General features: G+C 34.9%; 26 protein-coding genes. 20 read left to right on the forward strand and 6 right to left on the reverse strand.

Going from position 1 to position 24,034, the window contains the following annotated elements; all coding sequences use genetic code 4:
• Positions 1 to 82: 82 nt before the first annotated feature.
• Both NXS15_RS01100 and gpmI read right to left on the reverse strand, forming a co-directional pair.
• Positions 83 to 988 (reverse strand): HAD family hydrolase, encoded by a 906-nt coding sequence (locus NXS15_RS01100; protein WP_259290036.1) that lies wholly within the window; start codon positions 986 to 988, stop codon positions 83 to 85.
• Entirely contained in the window at positions 988 to 2,478 is a 1,491-nt protein-coding gene (gene gpmI, locus NXS15_RS01105; protein WP_259290037.1) for a 2,3-bisphosphoglycerate-independent phosphoglycerate mutase, read from the reverse strand. Before gpmI ends, NXS15_RS01100 begins: the two co-directional genes overlap by 1 nt.
• A 225-nt stretch (positions 2,479 to 2,703) precedes the next feature.
• On the opposite strand from gpmI, the gene dnaX reads away from it, so the two are divergent.
• From dnaX to rsmI, 6 genes are read left to right on the forward strand one after another with little or no spacing between them, the layout of a single operon-like run.
• The gene (gene dnaX / locus NXS15_RS01110) at positions 2,704 to 4,560 is read left to right on the forward strand and encodes a DNA polymerase III subunit gamma/tau (RefSeq protein ID WP_259290038.1); all 1,857 of its coding nucleotides are present in this window, start codon (positions 2,704 to 2,706) and stop codon (positions 4,558 to 4,560) included.
• A gap of 13 nt (positions 4,561 to 4,573) precedes the next feature.
• Entirely contained in the window at positions 4,574 to 4,864 is a 291-nt protein-coding gene (locus tag NXS15_RS01115; protein ID WP_259290039.1) for a YbaB/EbfC family nucleoid-associated protein, read from the forward strand.
• On the forward strand, positions 4,864 to 5,451 hold the full coding sequence (locus NXS15_RS01120) for a toprim domain-containing protein (RefSeq protein ID WP_259290040.1): 588 nt from the start codon (positions 4,864 to 4,866) through the stop codon (positions 5,449 to 5,451). Before NXS15_RS01115 ends, NXS15_RS01120 begins: the two co-directional genes overlap by 1 nt.
• A 9-nt stretch (positions 5,452 to 5,460) precedes the next feature.
• A complete protein-coding gene (tmk, locus tag NXS15_RS01125; RefSeq protein ID WP_259290041.1) occupies positions 5,461 to 6,129 on the forward strand; it encodes a dTMP kinase in 669 nt (222 codons plus the stop codon).
• Positions 6,116 to 7,033, forward strand: a complete 918-nt coding sequence (locus tag NXS15_RS01130; protein WP_259290042.1) for a DNA polymerase III subunit delta' — start codon at positions 6,116 to 6,118, stop codon at positions 7,031 to 7,033. Before tmk ends, NXS15_RS01130 begins: the two co-directional genes overlap by 14 nt.
• Positions 7,026 to 7,757 (forward strand): 16S rRNA (cytidine(1402)-2'-O)-methyltransferase, encoded by a 732-nt coding sequence (gene rsmI, locus NXS15_RS01135; RefSeq protein ID WP_259290043.1) that lies wholly within the window; start codon positions 7,026 to 7,028, stop codon positions 7,755 to 7,757. Before NXS15_RS01130 ends, rsmI begins: the two co-directional genes overlap by 8 nt.
• A gap of 563 nt (positions 7,758 to 8,320) precedes the next feature.
• Here the strand turns inward: rsmI and NXS15_RS01140 are convergent.
• The 3 genes from NXS15_RS01140 to NXS15_RS01150 all read right to left on the reverse strand — a co-directional run bounded on the left by NXS15_RS01140 (position 8,321) and on the right by NXS15_RS01150 (position 9,889).
• Positions 8,321 to 9,067 carry a tyrosine-type recombinase/integrase gene (locus NXS15_RS01140; RefSeq protein WP_259290044.1) on the reverse strand — a complete coding sequence of 249 codons (747 nt, stop codon included), beginning with the start codon at positions 9,065 to 9,067 and terminating at the stop codon, positions 8,321 to 8,323.
• Positions 9,068 to 9,096: 29 nt separating this feature from the next.
• On the reverse strand, positions 9,097 to 9,261 hold the full coding sequence (locus NXS15_RS01145) for a hypothetical protein (protein WP_259290045.1): 165 nt from the start codon (positions 9,259 to 9,261) through the stop codon (positions 9,097 to 9,099).
• 157 nt (positions 9,262 to 9,418) lie between these two features.
• Positions 9,419 to 9,889: a hypothetical protein gene (locus NXS15_RS01150; RefSeq protein WP_259290046.1), complete on the reverse strand. Its 471-nt coding sequence runs from the start codon at positions 9,887 to 9,889 to the stop codon at positions 9,419 to 9,421.
• A 330-nt stretch (positions 9,890 to 10,219) separates the two neighbouring features.
• Here NXS15_RS01150 and NXS15_RS01155 point away from each other — a divergent pair, with 330 nt between their 5' ends.
• From NXS15_RS01155 to NXS15_RS01220, 14 genes are read left to right on the forward strand one after another with little or no spacing between them, the layout of a single operon-like run.
• Positions 10,220 to 10,843: a hypothetical protein gene (locus tag NXS15_RS01155; protein WP_259290047.1), complete on the forward strand. Its 624-nt coding sequence runs from the start codon at positions 10,220 to 10,222 to the stop codon at positions 10,841 to 10,843.
• Positions 10,830 to 12,629, forward strand: coding sequence for a terminase TerL endonuclease subunit (locus tag NXS15_RS01160; protein WP_259290048.1), 1,800 nt, complete (start codon positions 10,830 to 10,832; stop codon positions 12,627 to 12,629). Before NXS15_RS01155 ends, NXS15_RS01160 begins: the two co-directional genes overlap by 14 nt.
• Before the next feature lie 57 nt (positions 12,630 to 12,686).
• Positions 12,687 to 13,940 carry a phage portal protein gene (locus NXS15_RS01165; RefSeq protein ID WP_259290049.1) on the forward strand — a complete coding sequence of 418 codons (1,254 nt, stop codon included), beginning with the start codon at positions 12,687 to 12,689 and terminating at the stop codon, positions 13,938 to 13,940.
• A complete protein-coding gene (locus NXS15_RS01170; RefSeq protein ID WP_259290050.1) occupies positions 13,933 to 15,798 on the forward strand; it encodes a phage prohead protein in 1,866 nt (621 codons plus the stop codon). Before NXS15_RS01165 ends, NXS15_RS01170 begins: the two co-directional genes overlap by 8 nt.
• Before the next feature lie 37 nt (positions 15,799 to 15,835).
• Positions 15,836 to 16,159, forward strand: coding sequence for a hypothetical protein (locus tag NXS15_RS01175; RefSeq protein WP_259290051.1), 324 nt, complete (start codon positions 15,836 to 15,838; stop codon positions 16,157 to 16,159).
• Positions 16,152 to 17,033 (forward strand): hypothetical protein, encoded by an 882-nt coding sequence (locus tag NXS15_RS01180; protein WP_259290052.1) that lies wholly within the window; start codon positions 16,152 to 16,154, stop codon positions 17,031 to 17,033. The genes NXS15_RS01175 and NXS15_RS01180 overlap by 8 nt, the downstream gene beginning before the upstream one ends.
• Positions 16,957 to 18,900 (forward strand): hypothetical protein, encoded by a 1,944-nt coding sequence (locus NXS15_RS01185; protein ID WP_259290053.1) that lies wholly within the window; start codon positions 16,957 to 16,959, stop codon positions 18,898 to 18,900. Before NXS15_RS01180 ends, NXS15_RS01185 begins: the two co-directional genes overlap by 77 nt.
• A complete protein-coding gene (locus tag NXS15_RS01190; protein ID WP_259290054.1) occupies positions 18,900 to 19,451 on the forward strand; it encodes a hypothetical protein in 552 nt (183 codons plus the stop codon). Before NXS15_RS01185 ends, NXS15_RS01190 begins: the two co-directional genes overlap by 1 nt.
• The gene (locus tag NXS15_RS01195) at positions 19,452 to 19,901 is read left to right on the forward strand and encodes a hypothetical protein (protein WP_259290055.1); all 450 of its coding nucleotides are present in this window, start codon (positions 19,452 to 19,454) and stop codon (positions 19,899 to 19,901) included.
• Complete coding sequence (locus NXS15_RS01200; protein WP_259290056.1) at positions 19,894 to 20,364, forward strand: phage tail tube protein; 471 nt, start codon at positions 19,894 to 19,896, stop codon at positions 20,362 to 20,364. Before NXS15_RS01195 ends, NXS15_RS01200 begins: the two co-directional genes overlap by 8 nt.
• A complete protein-coding gene (locus NXS15_RS01205) occupies positions 20,364 to 20,726 on the forward strand; it encodes a hypothetical protein (protein ID WP_259290057.1) in 363 nt (120 codons plus the stop codon). Before NXS15_RS01200 ends, NXS15_RS01205 begins: the two co-directional genes overlap by 1 nt.
• Complete coding sequence (locus tag NXS15_RS01210) at positions 20,660 to 21,049, forward strand: bacteriophage Gp15 family protein (RefSeq protein WP_259290058.1); 390 nt, start codon at positions 20,660 to 20,662, stop codon at positions 21,047 to 21,049. Before NXS15_RS01205 ends, NXS15_RS01210 begins: the two co-directional genes overlap by 67 nt.
• A complete protein-coding gene (locus NXS15_RS01215; protein ID WP_259290059.1) occupies positions 21,031 to 21,963 on the forward strand; it encodes a hypothetical protein in 933 nt (310 codons plus the stop codon). The genes NXS15_RS01210 and NXS15_RS01215 overlap by 19 nt, the downstream gene beginning before the upstream one ends.
• Positions 21,963 to 23,591: a hypothetical protein gene (locus tag NXS15_RS01220; protein WP_259290060.1), complete on the forward strand. Its 1,629-nt coding sequence runs from the start codon at positions 21,963 to 21,965 to the stop codon at positions 23,589 to 23,591. Before NXS15_RS01215 ends, NXS15_RS01220 begins: the two co-directional genes overlap by 1 nt.
• Here the strand turns inward: NXS15_RS01220 and NXS15_RS01225 are convergent.
• Positions 23,577 to 24,029 (reverse strand): hypothetical protein, encoded by a 453-nt coding sequence (locus NXS15_RS01225; RefSeq protein WP_259290061.1) that lies wholly within the window; start codon positions 24,027 to 24,029, stop codon positions 23,577 to 23,579. The two genes, NXS15_RS01220 and NXS15_RS01225, sit on opposite strands and share 15 nt — an antisense overlap.
• Positions 24,030 to 24,034: the final 5 nt, after the last annotated feature.

Genomic DNA, 24,034 nt, shown 5'->3' on the forward strand with positions numbered 1-24,034 from the left:
GATTTAAAATATTGTGCACGACTTATGCAAATTTTTAGCCACTTTAATTCAAAATAGTGTCAGAAAAACTGACACTATTTTGTTAATCATTGCTTATTTTTGCTCTATTTTCTTTTTGACGATTGATTTTAGCTTCTTCTTTTGCTTTTTTTAACTTTTGAATTCGAATTTTTTCCGCAATTTCAAATTTCATTCTTGTACGATAGAAATAGTCCATAAATGCCTCGCCAACACCATTTTGATTAGTAGCTGATGTAAAAAGTTTTACACTATCTTTAACGGATTTTGGAGCATCATCAACTGCGTATAGAAAACCAATTTTGTTGAATGTTGCTAAATCTTTTTCACTGTAAGCAATAGCCATCGAATCATTAATATCAGCATTCAATACTTTATTGATCAAATAATCAATTGAGTTCTGCAATGAAACATTTTTGGCGGTAATGTCAATACTATCATTATTGAAAACCATTTCAATTTTTAGGTTATTTTTCAATAATTTATTGTGTATTTGAGAAAGTACATCCGGTTTTGCACTAATTGAAATTGATAATACTTCGCTATTATTTCTATTCAAGTTTGTATTATTAAACACGATTTCGTTCGAGTCTGTTAAATCAAAATCAACTAGAAAATTAAAGTCAATAGCACAATCGTTTTTCGCAACCAACATCAATATTTTTTCAATAATACTTTTATCTATTGTTGTGAATTTTAAGTATTTTTTGTCTTTAGCATCAAATATTTCGGCACCATTGTTAGCAATAATATATCTGGAATTTGTTTCGCTAGCCAATGAGATTAATTTTTGAGAAATATTATTATCGAAGTTAAATAAAGGAGAAGTTGTTGTTTGAACAAAGAGCATGCCCTCTTTTGTGTATTCTAAAATCGATTGTTTTGTTTCGATATTTATTTCTTCTTTAGCGAAATCATAAAATGTATTTTTGATTTCACTAAAAGCCACTCTTTTAAAAATTTTACCCATTAATAAAGTGCCTCTTCGGTCATTTCGATTGGTTTTTCAATTCCCATGTATTTCAAAATAGTTGGGGCTATATTACCCAATATTCCATCTTTTAATGTTAAAGTTTTGTCAGTAGTTACAAGCATTACAGGATTATCAGTGTGTTTAGTTGCTGGTCCACCTTTTGCATCAATCATTACTTCACTATTACCGTGATCTGCTGTAATGAATAGTGTAATATTGTTTTTAATAGCTCATTCTAACACTCTGCCTAATTGTAAATCTAATCACTCAATTGCTTGGATAGTGGCATCAAGAACACCTGTATGTCCTACCATATCAGGATTGGCGTAATTCATTATTACTAAATCATTTTCCGCACCGTGTTCGATTAATTTATCTGTTATTTCTTTAGCACTCATTTTTGGAGCTAAATCATATGTTTTTACTTTCAATGAATCAACCATGATTCTATCTGAATTTTGATAAACAACATCAACTCCACCGTCCATAAAGTAAGTAACATGTGAGTATTTTTGGGTTTCAGCTAATCTTAATTGTTTTAAGCCCGCATTAGCAATTACTGCCCCAATAGGATTTACTACTTGCATTTCTTCAATAGCAACTTGCGAGTCAATCCCTTCATACTTCATCATTGACACAAAATTATCAATTTTTATTGAGTTATTTACTGAATAATCAAATAATTTTGAACCAATAAAACAGTGTGATAACTGTCTAGCACGATCAGGTCTAAAATTGAAAAATATTACCGAATCATCCTCTTTAACAAATGTACCATTCTCATTTATCGCCGGTAAGATAAATTCATCTGTTATATTTTGAGCATACATATCATTAACGTACTCTTTAACATCACTGAATTTATGTTCGCTTTTACCAGTAATAGCATCAAAATGTTTTTGTACTCTATCAAACATTTTGTCACGATCCATACCATAATAACGACCACCGATTGATGATATTTTGTATGAGTATTTGTTTGTTAATTTTTCTAGTTTGTCAATAGAATTTAAAATTGACTTAGGCGCAACATCACGTCCATCACCTATTGCGTGAATAGAAACATTTTTTACTCCATTTTTGTGTGCTAATTCAATCAATGCGAATAAGTGGTCTTCATGTGCATGAACCCCACCATCACTTAGTAATCCAACCAAGTGAAGAGTCTTGTTTTTGCTTTTTACGTCGTTAATTGTCTTTAAAATCACTGAATTTTTATCAAAATCACCAGTTTTAATAGCGTGATTAATTAGACTTAAACCTGTGTAAACAACACGCCCTGCTCCTATATTTAAGTGACCAACTTCTGAATTACCCATTTGTCCTGCTGGCAAACCAACATATTGGCCGGATGCCTGAATGACAGAGTGTGGATACTCACTTAAAAATTTATCTAGAACTGGTGTTTTGGCTAAATCAAAGGCATTACCAGGATATTTCTTGCCAAGGCCTAGACCATCAATTACGATTAGTACTGTTTTTTTCATTATTCCTCTTTCCGTTTAATTTTTATTATTATATTTATATATTACAACTTTTATTGATTTTGATTATTTGTTGTTTTTAGATTTAGTAATAAAATAACTATTTGTCAATATCAAAGATATGTGGACATCTCCTATATTTTTAATCTTTTAAACAAATATTTAATGATATTTAAGATTAAAAAGTCCATATTCATTATAATTAAATATATAGATTTGGAGGTGACAATGATTTATAAAGCGTTATATAGAAAATACCGTCCAAGAACATTTGATGAGGTTAAGGGACAAGACCACATTGTTCAAACATTAAAAAACATTATTTTAAATCAAAAAATTTCTCATGCCTATTTATTTGCTGGACCTAGGGGAGTAGGTAAAACATCGGTTGCAAAAATATTTGCCTCCACACTAAATTGTTCGCACGAGGCTGATTTAACAAAAATTTGTGATTATTGTTTAAATAACACAGATACTAATTTTGATATTATCGAAATGGATGCTGCTTCTAATAATGGAGTTAAAGAAATCAGAGATTTGCGTGATAAAATACAAAATCAGCCGGCCAATAGTAAATATAAGGTTTATATCATCGATGAGGTTCATATGCTGTCTAAGGGTGCTTTTAACGCATTGTTAAAGACATTAGAAGAGCCACCGCTGCATGCTATTTTCATCCTAGCAACAACAGACCCTCAGAAAATACCTTTGACTATATTATCAAGAGTGCAAAGATATAACTTTAGAAAAATCACTCTAGGCGTTATTGTTGAACAACTTCGCAAAGTGCTAATAGATGAAAAAATAACATTTGAGGAAGAGGCGTTAAATTATATTGCTAGACTAGCTGCGGGCGGTATGAGAGATGCACTTTCGATAGCCGACCAAGCATTAGCTTACGGAAATGGCAATATCTCATTAGAAGATATTACTTATGCATTTGGTATATCATCAAATAGCAATTTAGTTTCTATTTTAAATAACTTGTTTTTAGGTAAAATAAAAGACGCACTAGAATTATTTGAAGAGTTAAAAAATGGAGGATTGGACCCGAATCAATTCGTAATTGGACTCTCGGGTGCACTTAAAGATTTCTTAATATTCAATAAAACTTATGATCCTAAGTTGCTAGAGTTATTGAATGAAAAAGATTTAGAAAACTTCATTATTGATATTAACTATGCCGTATACGCTAGTGATGCAATTTACAAATTAATGAAGGATTTAACTTATTCAGAAACTCAATTTCAATTGATTGAGTTCACATTAATCAAAATTGCGAATTCAATGCAAAATTCCAATAATTTTATTGAAAAAAATATTCAAAATGACACTGAAAATATTCTTCAAGAAAATAAAGTTCAAAAGGAAAAAACAATGCAAAAAGATAAATTACAAGACACAGTGAAAATTGCTTTAGAACAAACACAAGAGATGTTAATTGAAGCAAACGACCAAATGGAAAATACACAGGAAATCAATAACGACATTTTGTCGCAAAGCGAACAATTCATTGATGATGATGGTTTAATTTCGACAGCTGAATACTCAATTGATAGTGATAGTATAAGCGATACTGCGGCAATTAAAATCATTCCTAATTTCAAAATAGAATATAGAAATAAAAAAGATTATATGGATAATCTTGATGAAGAATTTTTGATTAATTTATTGAATATTTCAGATAGAGATGCACTTGATAAATATAAAAATCAAATCAACATTCTTTCACACATTCATCTTGATGAATATCAAAGAAATTTTGCTGAAGCTTTAAAAGAGACAAGATTATATTCAGCCGGAAAAAACTTTATGCTTTTTGGTTTAAAAGAGGACAAAGGTGCTTTAAAATATCTTGAAGATGTGGCAAAAAAATCATTGTTTCAAAATTTTATGGAGCAATATTTTGACTCACACAAACACATTTTCTTAGTAAGCGATTTAGCAAAACTAAAAAGAGCTGGTAAAAAAATAACAGAATTATTCAACTCAAATCAAAGACCTAAACCAATCGAGCTGGGCGCTGTTGAGTTTGACAAAAATTTAACCCCAACAAGAATGTTATTTGAGGAATTAAAAAATTAATAAGGAGTAAATAATGGACCAAAATATGTTAAGAAGATTGCAAAAAATGCAAAAAGAGATTGAAAATAAAACTGAAGAGTTTCATTCAACTGAATTTAAAGAAGAAAAATATGGTTTAGAAGTAGTTGCCACCGGAAACAAAAGAATAGTTTCGATAAAAATCAACGACGAGGACTTAGTCGATCCCGAAGACCCACAAACATTAGAAGATTTAATGAAACTTGTGATTAATCAATTATTTGCAAAAATTGATGAAGAACAAGAAAAATTAATGCCACAAATGCCAGGTGGTTTTGGTTTTTAATGAAAATCAAAACCATAGAAAAGGCAAATGAAATATTAAAAAAAATACCTGGAATATCTAAAAAACAAGCAGAAAAATTTACTTATTTTGTTTTAAACCAGAATTTTGAGTTCGCACAAGAATTAGCTCAAAATATTTTAGATATCAAAACAAAAATTGAATTTTGTAGCGATTGCAATTTTATTCGTGAAGATGGTAAATGTTTAAATTGCGATGAGCCAATTAAAAATAAAACTTTAATGATTGTCGAGAGTGTAACAACACTGAACAAAATAGATGATATGGGTATTTTTTTAGGTTACTATTTTGTTTTGCCTTACTTAATGAGTGCGAAAGGGCAAACAAAAAAAGAAAATGAGTATTCATATACTCAATTATTCGACTACATCGAGAAACACAATTTTGACGAGGTAATTATTGTTATTTCACCTTCACTAGAAGGCGAAATTACTACAACGCATTTATTGAAATTGCTAGCTAACAAACAAATTAAGGTTTCACGAGCAGCAATAGGAATGCCAATGGGTTCTAATTTAGAGTACCTTGACACATTTACTATCAAACAAGCAATTAAAAATAGAAATTAAGGAGTTTTTATGTTCATAACTTTTGAAGGCCCAGATGCCAGTGGAAAAACTACACTAATCAATAAATTAGCAGAGTATTTAAACAAAAATTACCCGCAATTAAAATTTATTACAACAAGAGAACCGGGCGGAAAAGACATTGTCGAAGCCGAAAAGATAAGAGAAATAATACTTGATAAAAATTCAAAATTAAGTTCTGTTTCGGAAGCTCTTTTATATACCACCAGTCGTAGAATCCATTTGGAAAGAGTTATTTGACCTGCTTTAAAAGAAAATAAAATTGTTATTTGCGATCGTTATGTTGATAGTTTTTTTGCCTATCAAGGATATGCTCGTGAGTTGGGAATAGAATACACCAAGACACTAACAAATTTAGTCATTGAAAATACAATTCCTGATATAACATTTTTTCTTGATATAACACCTTCACAAAGTAAAGAACGTATGAATAATTTAAGATTAGTCAATCAGCAAGATAGGTTAGATGATGAAAACGACGCTTTTCACAATAATGTTTATAACGGTTATCGTGCTTTAATTGATAGTGACCCTTCTCGTTTCATTATCCTTAATGCCGACCAACCTGTTGATATAGTCTTTAATGAATTAATAACCAAATTAAACAATGATAAGAGATTTAAAAAATATATTATAGAGGTTATGAATGATCGCTCCTAACCTGAAACGAATTATCGATTCTTCGGTTTTAAATAATAAAATCAACCATTGCTATTTATTGAAAAGCCAAATGGGAATGGATATTGATGATAATATCATTTACATGATAAATGCAATCAACAACCAAAACATTGATTCACTTGAAAACATTCAATATAGCAACATTATTGTTGCTGATGCTTCTAAAAATAACGGCGAGGGATTAAAAAAAGATGAAATAACCAATATTTTTGAACAAAGCAATTTCACTGAATTACAACCCGATTTTAAAAAAATAATTGTCTTTAAAAATATTGAATTAGCGAGCAATGTCGCTCTTAATTCATTACTGAAAACTATTGAAGAACCCAGCAAAAATGTTATTTTTATTTTGACAACAACAATGCCACAAAAACTACTCTCAACTATAAAATCTCGTTCATTTATCATCAATATCAATCGACAAAATAATTTTGAAATCGAAAAATCTATCAGTAATTTAGGTTACGATAAGACTCAATCATGATTTTTTTCTCAAATTGTAACCGATGAAAATGAAATATTAAACAATCGAAGTTTTTACGATTTTAAAAAAATCGAAAATCTAATCAATGTTTTTATTTCATCATTTAAAACTCCAACATTATTGCCTATCCACTTAACCAAAATGAACAAAAAGGATACACATGAAGATTTAATGTTTCATTTGCGTTGTTTAAAATTTATTTTCTCATTGAGTTGACAACAAACTAAATTAATGCCTAAACCGTTTCAACAACTTGTTAAAAAAATGAACGGAGTTAATTTTAACTTCAAAAAGGCTTTCATAAATATTGAACATTTTTTCGCTTCAATTGCGGCAAATGTAAATATATTTTTACAAGCGGCAGCCCTGCTAGTTAAATTACAGGAGTGTTATGAGTAAAATTTATATTGTTGGAACTCCTATAGGAAATTTAGAAGATATCACTCTACGTGCCTTAAGAATATTAAAATCAGTAGATATTATCGCTTGCGAAGATACGCGAGTTAGTTCAAAACTATTAAATTTTTACAATATTTTCGATAAAAAACTAATCACCTATAGCAAGATCAATGAACAAAAATCAGCACAATATATCATTGACATTGTTTTAAATGAAAACAAAACTCTTGCGCTGGTATCTGATGCTGGAATGCCGATGGTTAGTGACCCTGGTTTTGAATTAATTAATTTAGCAAAAGAAAAAAATATCGATATTGAATTAATACCCGGAGTAAATGCAGCTGTGAGCGCTTTTGTGTTGAGCTCGTTATCAAATACTTTTACCTTCCACGCTTTTCCAAAAGAAAAGAAGGGGCAAAGACAACAACAAATTAAAGAACTTAGCCTTAACACGGCACATATTTTTTATGTTTCACCACATAAACTAGTGGCATTTTTAGATGATATTGAATTAATATGAAAAGATAAGGCATATTTATTTGTTGCTAGAGAATTAACTAAATTACACGAGAGCACATATCAAGGCAATGTTGAAACAGTGCGTGCAGAATTAAATAAAACAAGTCAAAAAGGCGAATTTACCATCGTTGTCAAAATAAACGAAGAAGAAAGAAAAAAAGTGAATAAATATTCACAATTTTCAAAGGTTAATAATATTAATTAGCACATAATGTGCTTTTTTTCTATAAATTTATTGAATAATTTGATATTTATTAACGCTTAACGCTATGGTTTCAGGTGGGATATTTTCCCGACTTCTTGACAATATTATAACTCCATAAAAAACATAAGGTACTAAATTTTTAAAAAAATTTTTTTATTGTTCTATACATTACAAAATGTCGCAATTAGTTTTTTTTAGTTTCCCTATGTTTTTATTTTTTTTAACTGATAATATAAATGGGCGAGAAAAAAATCGCCCCAATAAATCGAATAAAAACTACTACTCTTTTATCTATATAAATATTATTATAAGGTGTAAATTGGTATATACCAATATGCATAATGCTATGACGTTCAACTATCAATAAAGACCGAAAACAAAGAAATCTCCGGGAATAGAATTGATCCTTTCTGATTAAATTATTAAACAAATAAAAAACACTAAGCCAAAGCACAAATAAATTTGGGATTCTCCTTTTATATTGTAATAATCATCTACACGCACCAAATGACAGGTGCGTTTTTTCTTGCTCTAATAATATAAAAAAAGCCACATGGAGGCCTTTACATACCACGCTTAGACATAAACGTGTCATAGATATTGCGGGCGTGTTTTTCGCTTAACTGATAATAGCGATAAGTGGTATCGAGAGAGCTGTGACCCATTTGACGCTGCACCATTTTAACCTCGGCACCATTTTGGAGCATGTGCGTAGCAAACGAACGTCGCAAACTGTGGGGCGTATATTCAGAGCCAAGCAATTTATGCATATAACGAAGGATTTGATTATAAGTGGGCAATTCATTACGCAAGAAATAAGGGCGTAAATAATTCCAAGTCTCGGCACGATAAAACACCTGGCGAATTTTAGAACCCTTCCCTAACACAAAAAGACGCCCTGACTTTGTCTCCATTTTATACAACTCGCTAATGCGTAGTCCAGTCTCAAAGAGAAAACGCACGACCATCGACAATAAATTAATTTTTTCGCTATTGCTAGTTTTTGGGGTGGTTAATTCATAAATTGTGTCAAAGTCGAGAACCGGAAAAAATTTATAAGGCGCGGGTGGAAATTTCACTAATTTAAGATCCTCCACTTTGTCGTAGTCTTTGTTAAATTTTAAAAACTCACAATAAGTACTGTAATAAGATTGTACGGTTGCAGGGTTTAGTGATATAAGTTTTGCCTTTATTTGCTCGTGTGTGCTTTCCATAACGTTTAATGATTCAAGAATACGCTTGTAAGTTTTAATGCTGTTTTTAGATAAATTTTTACGCTCACAAAATTGCAAAAAGTCTGCTATTAACATGATAATCTCCTTAATAAAGTTATTTATAGTTATAAGTTGTTTTTGGTTGCTATTTCGGGATGATGCTTGCGAATATATTCTTTTAGTGCTTCACGTGCCACAAAACTAGAAGCGATCCCTTGGGCTTTTAAGTCATTCAGGGCACCTTCAATATCAGGTGCGAAGTTTAGGTTGATAATTAACTTTTTAGTCATTTCTCGCCTCCTTTCCTACTACGATTATAACTCCGAAAATAACAAAGATAACAAAAATTATAAAAATAATAACGAATGCAAACCACGGCAAAAATTTTTATTTAACTATATATAAAACAGGCGCGTGTGCGTGTGTTATGTCTGACGTTTTTAATGGTTAAGGGTTTAAGTTGTTGTGGTCAGTTAGGTTAATAATTGTGGGTTTGAAGTCGTGCAAGTAGGGGGGATGGATAAAAAAATAAGGTCACGAATTAACCCACCCCCGAACCTTTCCGCGCGTTTTTTCCACATTTTTCCACATTTTAAAAAAATTTTTCAGGCCAAAAATTAAAGTGAAAAGGGGTCGAAAATGCTCCCGAAGGTCAAAAAGTAGTGAAAATGAGGCAAGGAAAAGTGAAAATGACCCCAAGAAAAGTGAAAGCAACCCCCCTAAAAAGTGAAAATTCGACAGGAAAAGTGAAAGCAAGACGGGTCAAAAACTTAGCAGACTAAAAGCGAGAGTGCTAAAAATAACGGAGACTGCTAAATTTTCAACCCCTGGCACTTTCACTTTTTCGGGGTTCATTTTCACTTTTAGCCCCCGAGCTTTCACTTTTTCTGCGTTCATTTTCACTTTTTCTGGGGTCATTTTCACTACTTTTGAATGGGTCAAAAATTAAAAACGCAAAAAACGCCCTTTATTTCTCTATATTTCTATACTTTTATTATTTTTTATAAATATTTTTTATAGTGAATTAGAAAAATAAGTAAAAATATATATAAATTAGCAGTCTAATAGGGAGAGTGCTAAATAAAAAATATAAAAATAAAAAAATAAACGAGTTAGCCTCAAAAAATTCGAAAAAATAGCCTTCACTTCCATTTTCTTAAAAAATTTTTTTATTTCTCTTTTCGCTCTGTTTGTGCTATATTGCGTACACGTGCTTAATTCATATTCGTTTATGGAGTTAAAATTTATATGAATATGAAAATAAAAAACAAAAAAGAAATAAACCAACTAAGGCAAGAATTCGAAACCATCAACCCTGAATTAGACCTTGACAATTTCAGCAGTCGCTTTATGTTTTATGCTATCGACGAACAAATTACTAAACTCAAAGAAAAGCAAAAAGCAATTGATACTTGGTTTAAAGTTATAAAACCCCAAAAATTGCAAAGTCTAAAAAGTGAACTGGACTACATTAACGACCAAATAGGCAGAGAAAAAAGTCAACTGGAAGGCGAACGGGAATCAATGGAACGTGCTGACATTAACCGCCTAAGAAATACAAGTGACCCTTCGGAGATTATTTTTTACGACAACACAAAAAAATGGGTGACGCTTTCGCTTAAAAATTTAGCGACTTTATATAAACGTTTTCAAAAAGTCAACTCTGACATTATTAGCCTAGAAAGCGACAACTCGCTCTATGTGGTTGACGATACTGGCAAACTGAGTGCCAAAAGTGATGACAGCGAATTAATTATGATTAGCATCAGGCACCACATTAAGGCGAATTTAGAAATTGAAATATCCAAAGAGCGACTAAGTCGTTTATTAATTGGCGACGATAACGAAAGCGAAGCTGATGACGATTTTTAACCATGCGACCTGGTCGAAGGTTTTTGCGTATTTTGAAACGCATCAATTCGACGACCCTACCACGTCTTACGCTCTTAAAGTCATAAACAATCAGGCGAATTTTTCGCAGTATGTCATTTTTGCAGCTGCTCGCCATTTGTTGTTTTTATATCGCTCACAAGTTGAGAGTGATTTTCCGTTTATTTTCACAACTACGACTTTCGAAAAATTGGAGGCATTCGCCTCGCATATCATCATCCCTGAAACTAGCAAGCAGTTCATCTTTCCTGATTTTCGCAAATTTATGGCCGGTTTTGTTTTCGGCTGAGTTTATCGCCACGACCCTACTAGCCTTATCACAACGGAAGTTTTCGACGTTGAAGCCCGTAAGCAGTGGAAGTCATCGTTTTGGGCGATGATAGCGTTAGCAACTACTCGGGGACTTTTGGGCGACGGTAAAAGCGAAGTTTATTTTTGCGGTCCACATAAGGAAAGCAGCAACATACCCTACAACATTGCGCTGGGCTATATTAAACGCAATCGTAAATTACAGCCCAAATTCGAGCGTTTTAACTCGATAAGGATCGTCTCAACCAAAATGGGACTAATTAAAGCCCTGCCGTTTGATAAGGCGGGTTTAGAAGGTAAAAACCCTTCGTTGGTAATTTTGACCGAATACCACCTGCACAAAGATAACACCATGCAAGAAAGTGCGAAAAGTTCCAAAAATTTATCCCGTAAGAACCAGCTTATCGTCTACGATACAACCAAGGGGAACAACATTGACTCCGTCTGCTTTTATCGTGAGAAAGATTACAAAACTTTTTTAACCGAGCAAATAAACGACCCTGACACCATTCACCCTAACTTTGCAATTTTTTTATTTTGTGCCGAGTTAGACGAACAAGACATCGACAATTGACGTGATTCTAGTCTTTGAATTAAAGCCAACCCTGGCTTAGGTGTTAGTGTTAGTTTGGACGATTTAATTAGCGAATACGCCACAATTACCACGGCCCAAGCTGAGGCCGAGTTTAAAGCCAAAAGGCTAGGAATATGGAGCAACACTGGTTCGGCATACTTTACAATTTCGCAAATTTTAGAATCTCAACAAGCCTGCGAGCCCTTGGTGCGTGAATATTTAACTTCGCACTCTTTGGCAACTATGCCGGCTTTGGTGGGCTTAGACTTATCAAGCACCAACGATACCACAGCAATTGCTATCGGCTGGGAAATACCACAACCAGACAACGACCCCATTTATGTGTTTAAGGTTCACGGCTTTATTCCGGAGGAGTCTATGGTTCGCAAAGAGTTAAGCGACAAGGCCCGCTACCGTGATTGAGTGCAGCAAGGTATTTTGACAATTTCGAAAGGTTCGATGGTTGACTATTCGCAAATAGTAGAAAAATTGAAAGAGTGAAAAATGTCATTCAACATTGAGAAAGTGCTCTACGATAAGTGGCAAATTTTTGCCATTAAGCAGCACCTTATTAACACTAATGTTTTCAGTGAGTTAGATATTCAAGAAGTAAAACAGGGCGTTTATTTAAATCCGGCCTTTAATCAGTTCGAAATTAAACTATCAAATAAAAAAATTTATTTTTTAGATAATAACGAGATGCTTATGAACCACATTTTAAACATTCAAATTAAAAAAACAAATTCAAGCACTGGGACTTTTTGAATTAAAAAACTAACCAGCAACAGTCGTATTGACGGCTTTATTGCCATATTAAACACCGTCAGCGAAAGACATAATGTTTTCGCAAATTCGGACGCTTTGGTGTATAATATAATCACTTAATTACAATATAAAAACAATAGTCAGAAAGAGAAAAATCGCATACCCAGAAAGGTAAAAATGCGACAATTTAAGTCTCTTTTTAAAAACATATTTAAACGCAAACCGAAAAATTTAGCTGATAATGTAGACCGTTATCAGGATTTTAGTTTTTCGTTAAATTCTTATAGTAATAATTCGCTGTCTAATCCTTTAAATCCTGCCGAATTTTTAATGTATGGTCTTTGCGTTAGAGCCGTCCAGTTAATCGCTAACGATATAGGAAAGGTAAATTTTAGACATTTAAAACTATCAAGCAACGGCGAAAAAATACCGATCGCAAATTCGCAAATTGTTAGACTTTTAAACCAAACGCCAAACAGAACGCAAACACCTTGAATTTTTAAAAAAACATTAATATGGAACTTATTGCTTTATGGCAAGGCCCCTATTCTAGTAGTCAGAAATCCCGAGACCGGCACAATTGATGAACTTTACCCAATTTTTCCGAATTATGTTGAAAAGGACGAAAGCGAAACTGGAATAACTTTTTGATGAGTTAAGGGTGAAAAACCCCTACAACTTTACGCCGACGAAATTGTGTGAATTGACTACGAATTAATTCCTGGCTTTGATAGTCTTAACATTCGCACGCTTTTCAAAAGTACAATCGCCAAGTTAAAAGAAAACGAAATAAGCCTGGCTCGTGCTGTGACTTATGATTTACGCCATAACTTACTCGTTAAAATTCGTGACGCCACAAATGCCGAGCAAAGACAAGAAGCCGAAAATGCTATTCGGGCGATGATACATAGACAAAAACAAACGGGAAGCCTTGGAATGGTGGTAGACCAAAAATGAGACGTGGGCAAAATTGGTGACCTTGTCAATATGCAAATCGACCACCAAACACGCAATAGCATCGGCCGAGAATTTGCAGCCAGTTTAGGAATACCACCGGCCAAACTCGGAATCGATGACCCTAATAAATACAACAGTAGCGTGGAATTAAACCGTGCTTATGTCGATAACTCGCTAAAACCGTTATTAATTAACATTACGCAAGAAATCACAAAGACACTGGCAAAAAACAACGAGGAAATAACCTACCGGCCTGTCGACTTGTTAAGCATCGACGCCAAGAGCATACAAGAATTTGCAGCCAGTGGAATCAATAACGGTTTTATCACACCTAACGAAGTGCGCGAATTACTCGGCTTTGATAAACACCCCGACGGCGATAAACTGCTAGCCAACGGAACGCTTACGCCGGTTAATATTTTAGGTGCTAACCTGCTACCAGATAAAAACACGAAAGGAGAGGGGAATGAATAAAAAATTCGTTTATTTTTCGCAATTTAATAAAAACGAAAGCGACGACAAAACAATCGAAATGACTATCCAACTAGATAGTTGGAGTCCTATCTATACTGACGTACTAGGCAACAAATACCGAGAAAAAATTGCCAGTGATGCTTTCGACAGCGAACAAGATTTAGCCAGCCAATCAATAAATTCATATTTAGACCATAAAATGAGTATTGAGTACTTATTAGCCAGCACAAAAAATAAATCTATGAGCGTAGAGAAAACCGGCAACACTATCATCGCAAAAATAAAAAGTGACCCCACGAATGAATTATTGAATAAAGTGGAGAAATGAATAGCCGACGGCGTTGTTGAGTCTAATTCGTTTATTTTTGAAAGTTTGGATACTAAATTTAACAAAATCGAAAACAACGATGAATTAGACTATGAAGTAATCTACACGAAGGGGCGACTTTTAAGCATTGACCCTGTTTACGCTGGTTTTTTCACCCAAAATAAATGCCGAGTATATTCACAAGATAACAACAACACAACTCCCCTGGATGAGTTTATCCAGCGACACGAAAGGAATAACGAAATGACAAACGAACAACAAATTGAGCCGGTTGTAGAAACCGAGCAAATTATCGAGCAAGAACAAACAGAAAAGGAAACTGAAACAATGGAAAAACAAAACGCACAAATTAACGAATTAAATAAAACAATTAGCGAATTAAAAGCAAGCGTTGACACTTTAAAACACGAACGCAACGAACGCTCTGCTTTAATTGCAACCTTAGCAAGCAAAAACAACCCTGAAAATTTAGACGCTGAATTAAATGAGCAAGAGTTTATTAACTTAAAACAAAAAGCAGCCAAAGGGCAAAAATTAACAAATAACGACAAAATTAAAATGTTTAACAAGTCAATTGACTACTTAACCGAAGGCGACCGTAGAGAATTAGAACTAATCGCTAAAAATATCACATTAGAGAAAAGAGCACTGGACGCAACTAGCGACTTGAAAGGCTTGGCACTTATCGAAACAACTACAATGCCTGGAATTCTTACCGAAATCAACGCAATATTCCCAGAATTTACCGAATACACTCAAAAGTTAAACCTTGTGGGACTTGATGAAGTAAGTAAAGCAATTTACGTACCAGCAAAACAAAGCGTGACAGCAACAGCTGAAGGGGCAGCACTTCCTGACTTTGGTGGGCAAACATTTAAAGTGAAACTAAGCCCAAAACGCTACGGTTGAAAACTAAAACAAAACAACGCATTATCAAATGGAGACGAAGCATGAGCTGCACAAATTGCAGACGCTAAAAACTCAATTTGAAGGGGACTAAGACAAGCCTTATATGCTGGATTATTTACCCACGCAGCGGCAGCTTTTAACGCTTCAACTTATACCGGTGGTTTTACCTTAGAAGCCAAAAGAACAACAGCCACAACTAACAAATTCACATTCGACGACTTGGAAGTAGTATTTAAAGACTTAATAGCGAAATATGGCGACGGCGTGCTAAATAAATACGTGATTGCAATGCACCCAGCAACCCTTAACGCTTTGGAAATTGACTGAGCGAATGGAGTAGACGACGCACGGAAAAAACTTTATGACCCTGTTGCAAGAACTTACAGGGGAGTGCCTATTCTAATCAGTGAGGACTACACCGACAAAACAATCGAGAAAGGAAAAAAAGTCGCAGCAATTTTTGCCAAAGACTCATTATTGGCTTATGGTCTAAGTATTACCGTAGCTGGCGACCCATATTCTGAACTTGATAAAGATATGAGCGTAAAAATTATTCAAACACGGGGCGAAATCAAACTAATAGACCCACACGTTAATTCTCGCTACGTCGAAGTTAAATAAAAAGCTTCGGCTTTTTTCATAAAAAAGGAGGTAGAGCATGAATGAAATAAGTCAGCAAGAGTTTTGACTCTATTCTTTAAAACTTAACTTAGCAATTACCGACAACGAGCGAGACAACGAATTGCTTGAACTTATCGACATTGCCCACGTTAATATTTGGACTCAATATTACGAATTAAAACTGGAAAACGGACGTGTGCCAGAGTTGCACCCCTGAGCCTATGACATTATTACAAAAAGGGCCGTCTTGCATTTAGCTGCTACTTACTTTATGAACCCCGACGTTAATATGCAAGGGGGGTCGGTCATTGATAACAGAATGCTTTATCGCATTTTAGGAGGACGAATAAAATATGCTTAACCACACCAATGCGAGAAATTATCGTGAACCGTTTTATCTAATTAAATACACTCGAAACAATGATGATGGTTTAAGTGGAGCCCGTCAATTTGTGCATTTTCTTTTCTTTGGCTCAATTATGCAAGACAAGGACCTAAGTTTAGGCACTAACGAACGCCCGGGCGTGGAATCGTTGTCAATTAAGATATTAAACACCTCACACACTATTGAGTTAGCTGACCTTATTTATCGCAACGGGAAACTTTATCAAATTGTTGGCGTTGATAAGGACCAATACAACCGACAAGAGACTAAAATACGAGCAACATACATTAGTGAAATCGAAACCCAAAGCGACGCAATTGAATACCTTAAAACAATAAACACACGCAAAAGCGTGGCAAAACCTAAGGAATTAATCTATAACGATACCTTACAGCAATATCTGAAAAACTTAAAGGCTGAACTTTTGGAAAAAATGGAAGAGTTTTCGACAGACTTAGAATACGAACAATTAGTCGAGCAAGTAAATAGAATCGACGGCACGCTTATAGGTTTAAAAGATGATTATGTTAAGCATTCTGAGTTGGAAGCATTCGCAAGCGTTGAAAATGTTAACCGAATAAACGAAACCGTAAACACATTGAGCGACAAAACTAACGAATTAACCGAGACAATTTCAACAATTAACAGCACAAAGGCAGATAATTCAGCCCTTACAACGCAAATAAACACTCTAAACGCTAATGTTTTGGAAAAGTTGGAGAATTACACAACTAACGAAAAGCACGCCCTTATAGAGCGAAAAAACACAAGAGTTGGAAACGAGAATAACCAGCACTGCCGACCAACTAGGCGAATTGATAACTCAAAATGGCAAAAAACAAGAGAGTAAAAGTGCCCAACAAGATAAAAAAATTGACAAAAATGTGCAAAGCATTAATAATTTAACCATGCAAAGCGTCAATTTAAGCGAGCAAATAAAACAAAATCAACAAAACAACGATACAAAGCATTCCGAATTGATTAACTCTATTAATTCGAACGGTGCTGAAATTACAAAATTAAAGACATCAAAAACGCAAATTATGACTTCGCTCGATGCTTTAAATTCAACCACTTCAACTTTAAACACTAAAACGCAAGAATTACAAAATTCAATTCGTTTGAATAATAGCGAAATACAAAATGTGAAAGCCTTACAAAGCACGCAAGCAGACAAACAACAAGAAATAGTGAAAAAATTGGCGAGTGTGGAGAGTTTAAATATCGACCAAACGCAAAGCATCGACGCTTTAAAATTAAGCCTCCAAGCAAACACGGAAGCTGATAACGAAACGCTAAACCGTTTTAATCAATTAAGCAGTGAATACATACGAAAAAACGCCGAATATTCGGGAGATATTGCAAAACTTAAAGAGCAAGTGCTAACTTTCGCAACTTTGGAAAAATTTAGCGAATTGCAAAATAACACATCGCAAGAATTACAAACCCAAGCCCAAACGCTAGAAAATACCAAAGCAACAACACTGACAAACAACGCCAAAGTTGTAGCCCTAGAACATAGAATGGATGAGTTAAATATACCAGTAATACCTGATGACAATTTAACCGAGACCAATTTAAACGCTAACGCTAGAATTTTGAGTGGTTTAAGTTTAACGCCAGGAAACGGGAGTGTTGATTCTACGCTTTTATTTAGTAAAGGCTCACAAAATTACGAGTTAGTCAATAACGGGACAACTTTCGCAATCAAAAACAAAACAAACGGCAAAAACGTTGTCACATTCGCCAATGATTCCACGGCTTTATTCTTTAATGATTTAAATTTTCAAAATCATAGGGCCATCAACTTAGAAACGCCTGTGAATAAATCCGACGCAGCAAATAAGGATTATGTGGATAATAAATTTAATTCACTCGAATTGTCTAATTACGCAACAATTTCTCAATTGGAAAATAAGGCAAATGTTAGTGACTTAAACAATAAAGTAAATCGCAACGAATTAGACACTTATGCAACTAAGGACGATCTTAACCAAAAAGCAAGCCAGCAAGATATCGCTGCTTATGTAAACGAGCACAAGTCCGAAATTCGTGGTTATGATAAGTGAAGCGAGTGAAGTAATTCATCCATTACCATCGACACTTTACGCAACAACTCAAACCTTGCATCAAATTATTACGACTTTAAAAATACGCAAAAAAATAGGTCAATCAGATTGGGCGACGCGGATGGCAGCGTTTATATGGGATTCCAAGACTGAAAACTAAACAAACACGTGGAAGTTCTTAAAATTAACCAAGAAGGGGACCTTTTATCAGGTGCAATTAAGTCATATATCGACGGTGAAATAAATAAATTAAAACAACGCCGAATCGGTTATGAATTTAGAAAAGTAGCCGAGAAAAACGTCGCAAATCCACGCTACGACCAAACTATTACAGCTCTTTCAACTATGAAAGTGAACACTTTGTACCAAATTGCTCTCACTCTTACAATTAATGGAAATGAAACACGTTATCAATTTAGTCAAATAATCAACGACGATGTTGACAATAAAAACATTGTGACAATTTCAGCCCCTAAAACAGGTGCGAGCGGCTCGTCTTCTTCCTTTTCTTCTCAGCTTTCTTTGGCCCACTTTTATTTTTCAGACGGTCAAATTGCTTTGAAATGACTTGGGGGAATATATGACAATGAGAACCACTTCAACGTCGCAAATATTAACGTAAAAATTTACGAAATGGTTATATCTTAATGGCTAACGATTTTGACACATTAATAACGATCCAAAATGATAAAGAACTAACGCAAGAATTTAGGAAATTGTTAGAGCAAAAAGCAAACCGTGAAGTCTTTATGCGAGTAATTGGGGGGCAAAAATCACGAGAATTTATACAAGACAAGCAAAACAAAATCAACGCAAAAACCTTGCAAATGTTGCCCGATTCATCTTTTGCGAAACGCAAACAATACACGAATACGGGGGCCCATTCTCGAAAATTCGGCAAACTTAAAGACTTAATTGTAAAAACATACAAGTCAACAACTGACGGAATTAACGCCTCAATTTCATTAAGTCCGAATGTTAAGGGCTACCAACGGGGAATATATTTCTCAATAATTCGGGGCTATCGTAAAAATAAAGACGGGGCAAAAATTAAGTACAAATTTTCAAAACGTGGAACAAGGGCAAACGCATTGACAAAGGCAAAAAAATACATTATAAAAAACGACAACGCTTACGTTGCAAAATATGCACGGGAAGTATTTGTTCCGGAATTCCACAAACTAAACAAGGAGGACTAAATGACGACATCACACGAATTAGCGAATGAGTTTTATAGCATTATCAAAGCACAGAACCCCGAAGTGCCCCCTTTTAGTTTTCAAATTATCGAGGACGACCACTTTAATAATCGGCTGGTTATTAGCAACGAGACCGTGGAAAACGCACCGAGATATTACGGGGACACATTGGAGCGTGTTAAGTTGTCAATCGCTTTAATTAGCGACAAATCATCGCATCGCAAGCAGTTAGAACTCATCCGTTCAATTGTTAACATTTGCGAAGCAACTTGACAGACGCCCAGCTTTGAAATTTTGCAAAAGTGAATGAATTCTGTGCAAGTTTTCCAAAACGACGACGGAGCCCACTATTGATTTCAAATTGAGCCAGTCCGTTTTAATCAAGAAAGCCAAGAATACGCTTTTAATATCGAAGTTTTAATGACAAGAAAGGAAAAAACAAATGTTTAAGACTAACAACCACTCAACACTATCAATCGCAACAATTCCAACAGGAAACAGCGACAGTGAAAAAAACTACCAAGCTATTAAATTTATAACCGAACTAAAACACAATTACAGTGCCAAAAAGGAAGACCGTGTTTATTTTCACAATAAAGGGCACAGCACTTCAATAACTACCGGAGCGTCGCAATCTTTAAGCGTCAGCTTTGACTATAACGACCAAGAGGAAGCACACAAATACCTAATGAATTTATTATTGGGGGACGTTACTTCTGCTAACAACCAATTCATTAAGTTATCGCTTAAAAATATCAGTCGACAAAGCGGCCACCATGTCGAAATTTCAGGAAAGGCGACAATTAACTTTAAAAACCACGCCCCAAGCGGTGGAGCAGACGCACTGCTAAAATTCGAAATCGATATTATGCCACAAGATGACGCGTGAGTAGTTGAGGACATTGCAGACTAATGGCAAAATTTACACTGCACGAATTGGAAAATTGAAACGAGCCTGACGTGTTTGTGGTTGATAAAAATTTAAGTTTTAACTTAGATACCACAGCCCACAGTATTTTCAAATTACAGCGCTTTATAAACACGTACGGGGACTTTCAAAACCCAGCTCCATCACTCAACTCCAAAGCCGACCGTGATTTTTTAGGCATCATGTTAAAACCCAAAGACGTTGAAAACTTTATTAACGTTATAAATAAAAAATTTAAGGCCGTGCATGTGCCCGAGATAGTCCACCAAATGTTTAGTTTTTGATTCAAACAAGCAACGGGACAAGATTTAGCCGAAGTAGAAAAAGCACAAGAAAAAAAGCAATAATTCCTGTAATTGACTATCTCTATGACCTTGACTTAATTCTTGCAGCTTTTCGGCACGACTATCACATTACAGCGAGCGAGTTATTACAACTTAAAGGCAAAGAGTTTTTATCGCTTTTGAATGGCTTAAATGAAAAAAATTTATTAATGCGAGTTATCTGTGTGCGTGGAATGAATGAGAGTGAATTAAGCACTGAATACAAACAATTAAAACGAACATATCAACTTCCCACCGTTAACACAGACATTAATCACAGCCAAGCGTTAGAATCGTTTGCCCGAGCAATGACAAGAAAGGACAAATTATGGCAACAGGACACGTAAGCCTAAGTATTAAATTACAAGCAAAAAATTTAAGCCGAGACTTAGACAACATTCAAAAGCGTTTTAAAAACTCAATTAATAGCATTAAGGGAATGTTTGTCGCTGCTAAATTAGGCTCGTTTTTAATCTCAGGAGCTGACGGAGCAATTGCTGAATATATGGCAAAAATGCGACTGCTCGCTAATATGAACGAGCAAGGATTTGGCAAAGAGCAAAGCGAGCGATTGTTTACCTTGACTGATAATTTCGAAAAATTAGGCTATTCTGCTGATACTGCTAACGACGCCTTAACTCAATTTATCGCTTCGGGCCGTGCCACTACTTTGCAAAGCATCGGCGTTTATTTAGACAAAAACACAAAAAGCACACTAGCAAATGCAACTGCCCAAGAGAGACTAAATTGAGTACTAAACAACGGCAACGCAAAACTTAAAGAGCAACAAGCAGCAATGCCCAAAAGCATCAGGACGCAAATAGAAATGCGAAAAGCCGTCGACGATACTAAAAAAGCACTGGGCCTTAGTTTTATGAAAGTAATAAGCAACATCGTCAGCGCTTTTGGGGGACTTAATAACGCCCTTAAATTAGCACTGGGAGTTTTTACAGCTTATAAAATTGCGACAATTATTGGCAACGTCGGTATTGGTATATCGAAAGCCATCGCCCAAGCTGGTATTTTTGCTGCTCCTATTGCTATCGGGATGGGCGTTAGTGCTCTGGCTGCCATTGGTGGCTTAATTGGGGCGTCGGTTGTGGCTGGTAATGCTTTGAGTGGCGTAAGTTCATTAGGTGGCGAATCAATGAAAGACAAACAATCAGCGCCAACCGTTGTCAATTTTTCAATGTCAGAGGATAGATACGGCAAGGAAGTGCACGAACGCAGCGGAAACAATAACGGGAGAATTAACACATAATGAGAATAAAAGACTTTTCGGGGAATTTAACCCTACGAATTAACGGCGACGATAACTGGGCTTTTTCTAATGAGTTGAGTTTTTCATACCATGCAACAAATTACAGCAAGTTAATCGTTAATAATGTCATTCATCGCGAGCAATTAGCGCGGGGCGAGCACTTCGAATACTCGTCAAAATTTTCAAGCCTTGACACTTTCGCCTTAGCAACTTTATATTCCGGCGATAAGGCAATTTTTACCGGTCTAATTAATTCGCAAGGTCGTTATTCGCTAAACCCTTACAAAATCAAAGACAAGAGCTTGGAAATTGTCGACGTGCGTTTGTGGCTTTCTAAAAAGTCGCCCGTTGATATTAGTTTTATAGATATATCGCCTGGCGATGCTTTGGACTTATTTATTAACGCCCTGAATGAAAACGGCAAAATTAAAAAAGGGGTGGTAAATTTCAGCGATAATTCAAACATATCGGCCTACGACACAACGAGCAAAAGTCCTTATTCTGTATTGAAGGAAATTTTCGCCTTACAGACTCGCAGCTTTTTATACTTCACGCAAGACAATTCGGGGGCTTTGTTGATTAATTTTGCCTCTGAAAATGATTTTCAAAATAACGAATCGCTAAAAATTAGCCCACAAAATTGGGACCAGTTGCAACTTTTGGACTTAAATGTCGAAGAAAATTATGACGGTTATTTTAACCGTGTAAGACTGCAGAGCGATAATGTAATTGCCAACATTCCAAACCAGCAGCACTTTATTATTTCGGCGAATACATCGTCGCTTTGACTTGATAAGCCATTCGGACGTAGCATTGAAAGCAATAACGAATTAAAGTCAACCTGGTATATCTTAGGAAAATCTAACGAGCCCCAAGCCTTCGAGTTAGTAAGTAAACGAGAGCAAAGTCAAGGGAAAAATTACCATGGTTATTACGAGCAAGACAGTCGTGAGATAGTGCTAAATCCTGAGTGAAACCACGAAAACGTCGGCGTGTTTATTGTTTATTATTCTAAAACCAAACAAGCAATCACACTAGACAACTCGCAAGAGATTCAACGCATTCACAATCTCAACACCTTCACGGGCGATATTTACAAATGGGAACAATTTAACGACTTGTCAACGTATAACGACCTATTCAAACAAGCCAACAATTCACTGCGTCTTAATTCTAAACCACGCAAAGAACTAAAAATTGAAACAACTAAGCCGTTGCTGGAATTGGGCGAGAGTGTGGACTTAATGTTTGGCGATGATAAATTCGACGGCCGTTATATTGTTTATTCATTCAGTGGAAAATTTAGGGGCAGTGATAACGGCGTGCATATCACTTACCAATTACGCAATGGACTAAACAGCGACACCTTAATTAATTTTTACGATTCGCAAGAGTACAAAAAAAATCCACTATTCGTGGAAACTTTGGATACCTTGTTTAAATTTAAAGACTTCAACCATTTACAACAACTTTATAAAGATATTGTGTGAGTTGGTTATGTCTTAAATCGTGAGACCTTGGCACCCGACAAATTGGGGCTTCTCCCTTCTTATTTACCTTATACGCAGGATGCTGTTGTTAACTATCAACAAGGCAGTTATTGGGGTATGTTTTTAGCGTTTGAATAATTTAACTGTTTTATAAATTGAATAAGACGAACCGCTGGCAAAAGCAATTGTAAGCACTGACGTTAAACCGATAAAGACTTTGTGGAATTGAATGCGTTGTGCTTTGTACCATATCAGATAGTTGCCACTATTTTGTAATAACTTAGCCATCTCTAAATACTCAGTATTATTTTCCTTACTTTCGCCTACGTGGGCATTGTAATTCATCTCATCAAATTTAATAATTAACTCAGCTGCCGAATTATTCGCCTTTATTTCATCCGAAGTGAATGCGTAGCGTAATTTATTAGCTTCGTATGTGTAATCGAAATACGGGTCTCACTTATTTTTGTGAAGCTTCGTAATTTTTCAATATGACGACGATAATAATAGCAGCGCCGAAAGCGTTAACAATACTAACAAAATGCTAACAATTAACCAAATATATTTTTTTCTCATAAATT

Source organism: Mycoplasma sp. CSL7475-4 (assembly GCF_024834065.1).
Classification (GTDB): domain Bacteria; phylum Bacillota_I; class Bacilli_A; order Mycoplasmatales; family Metamycoplasmataceae; genus Mycoplasmopsis.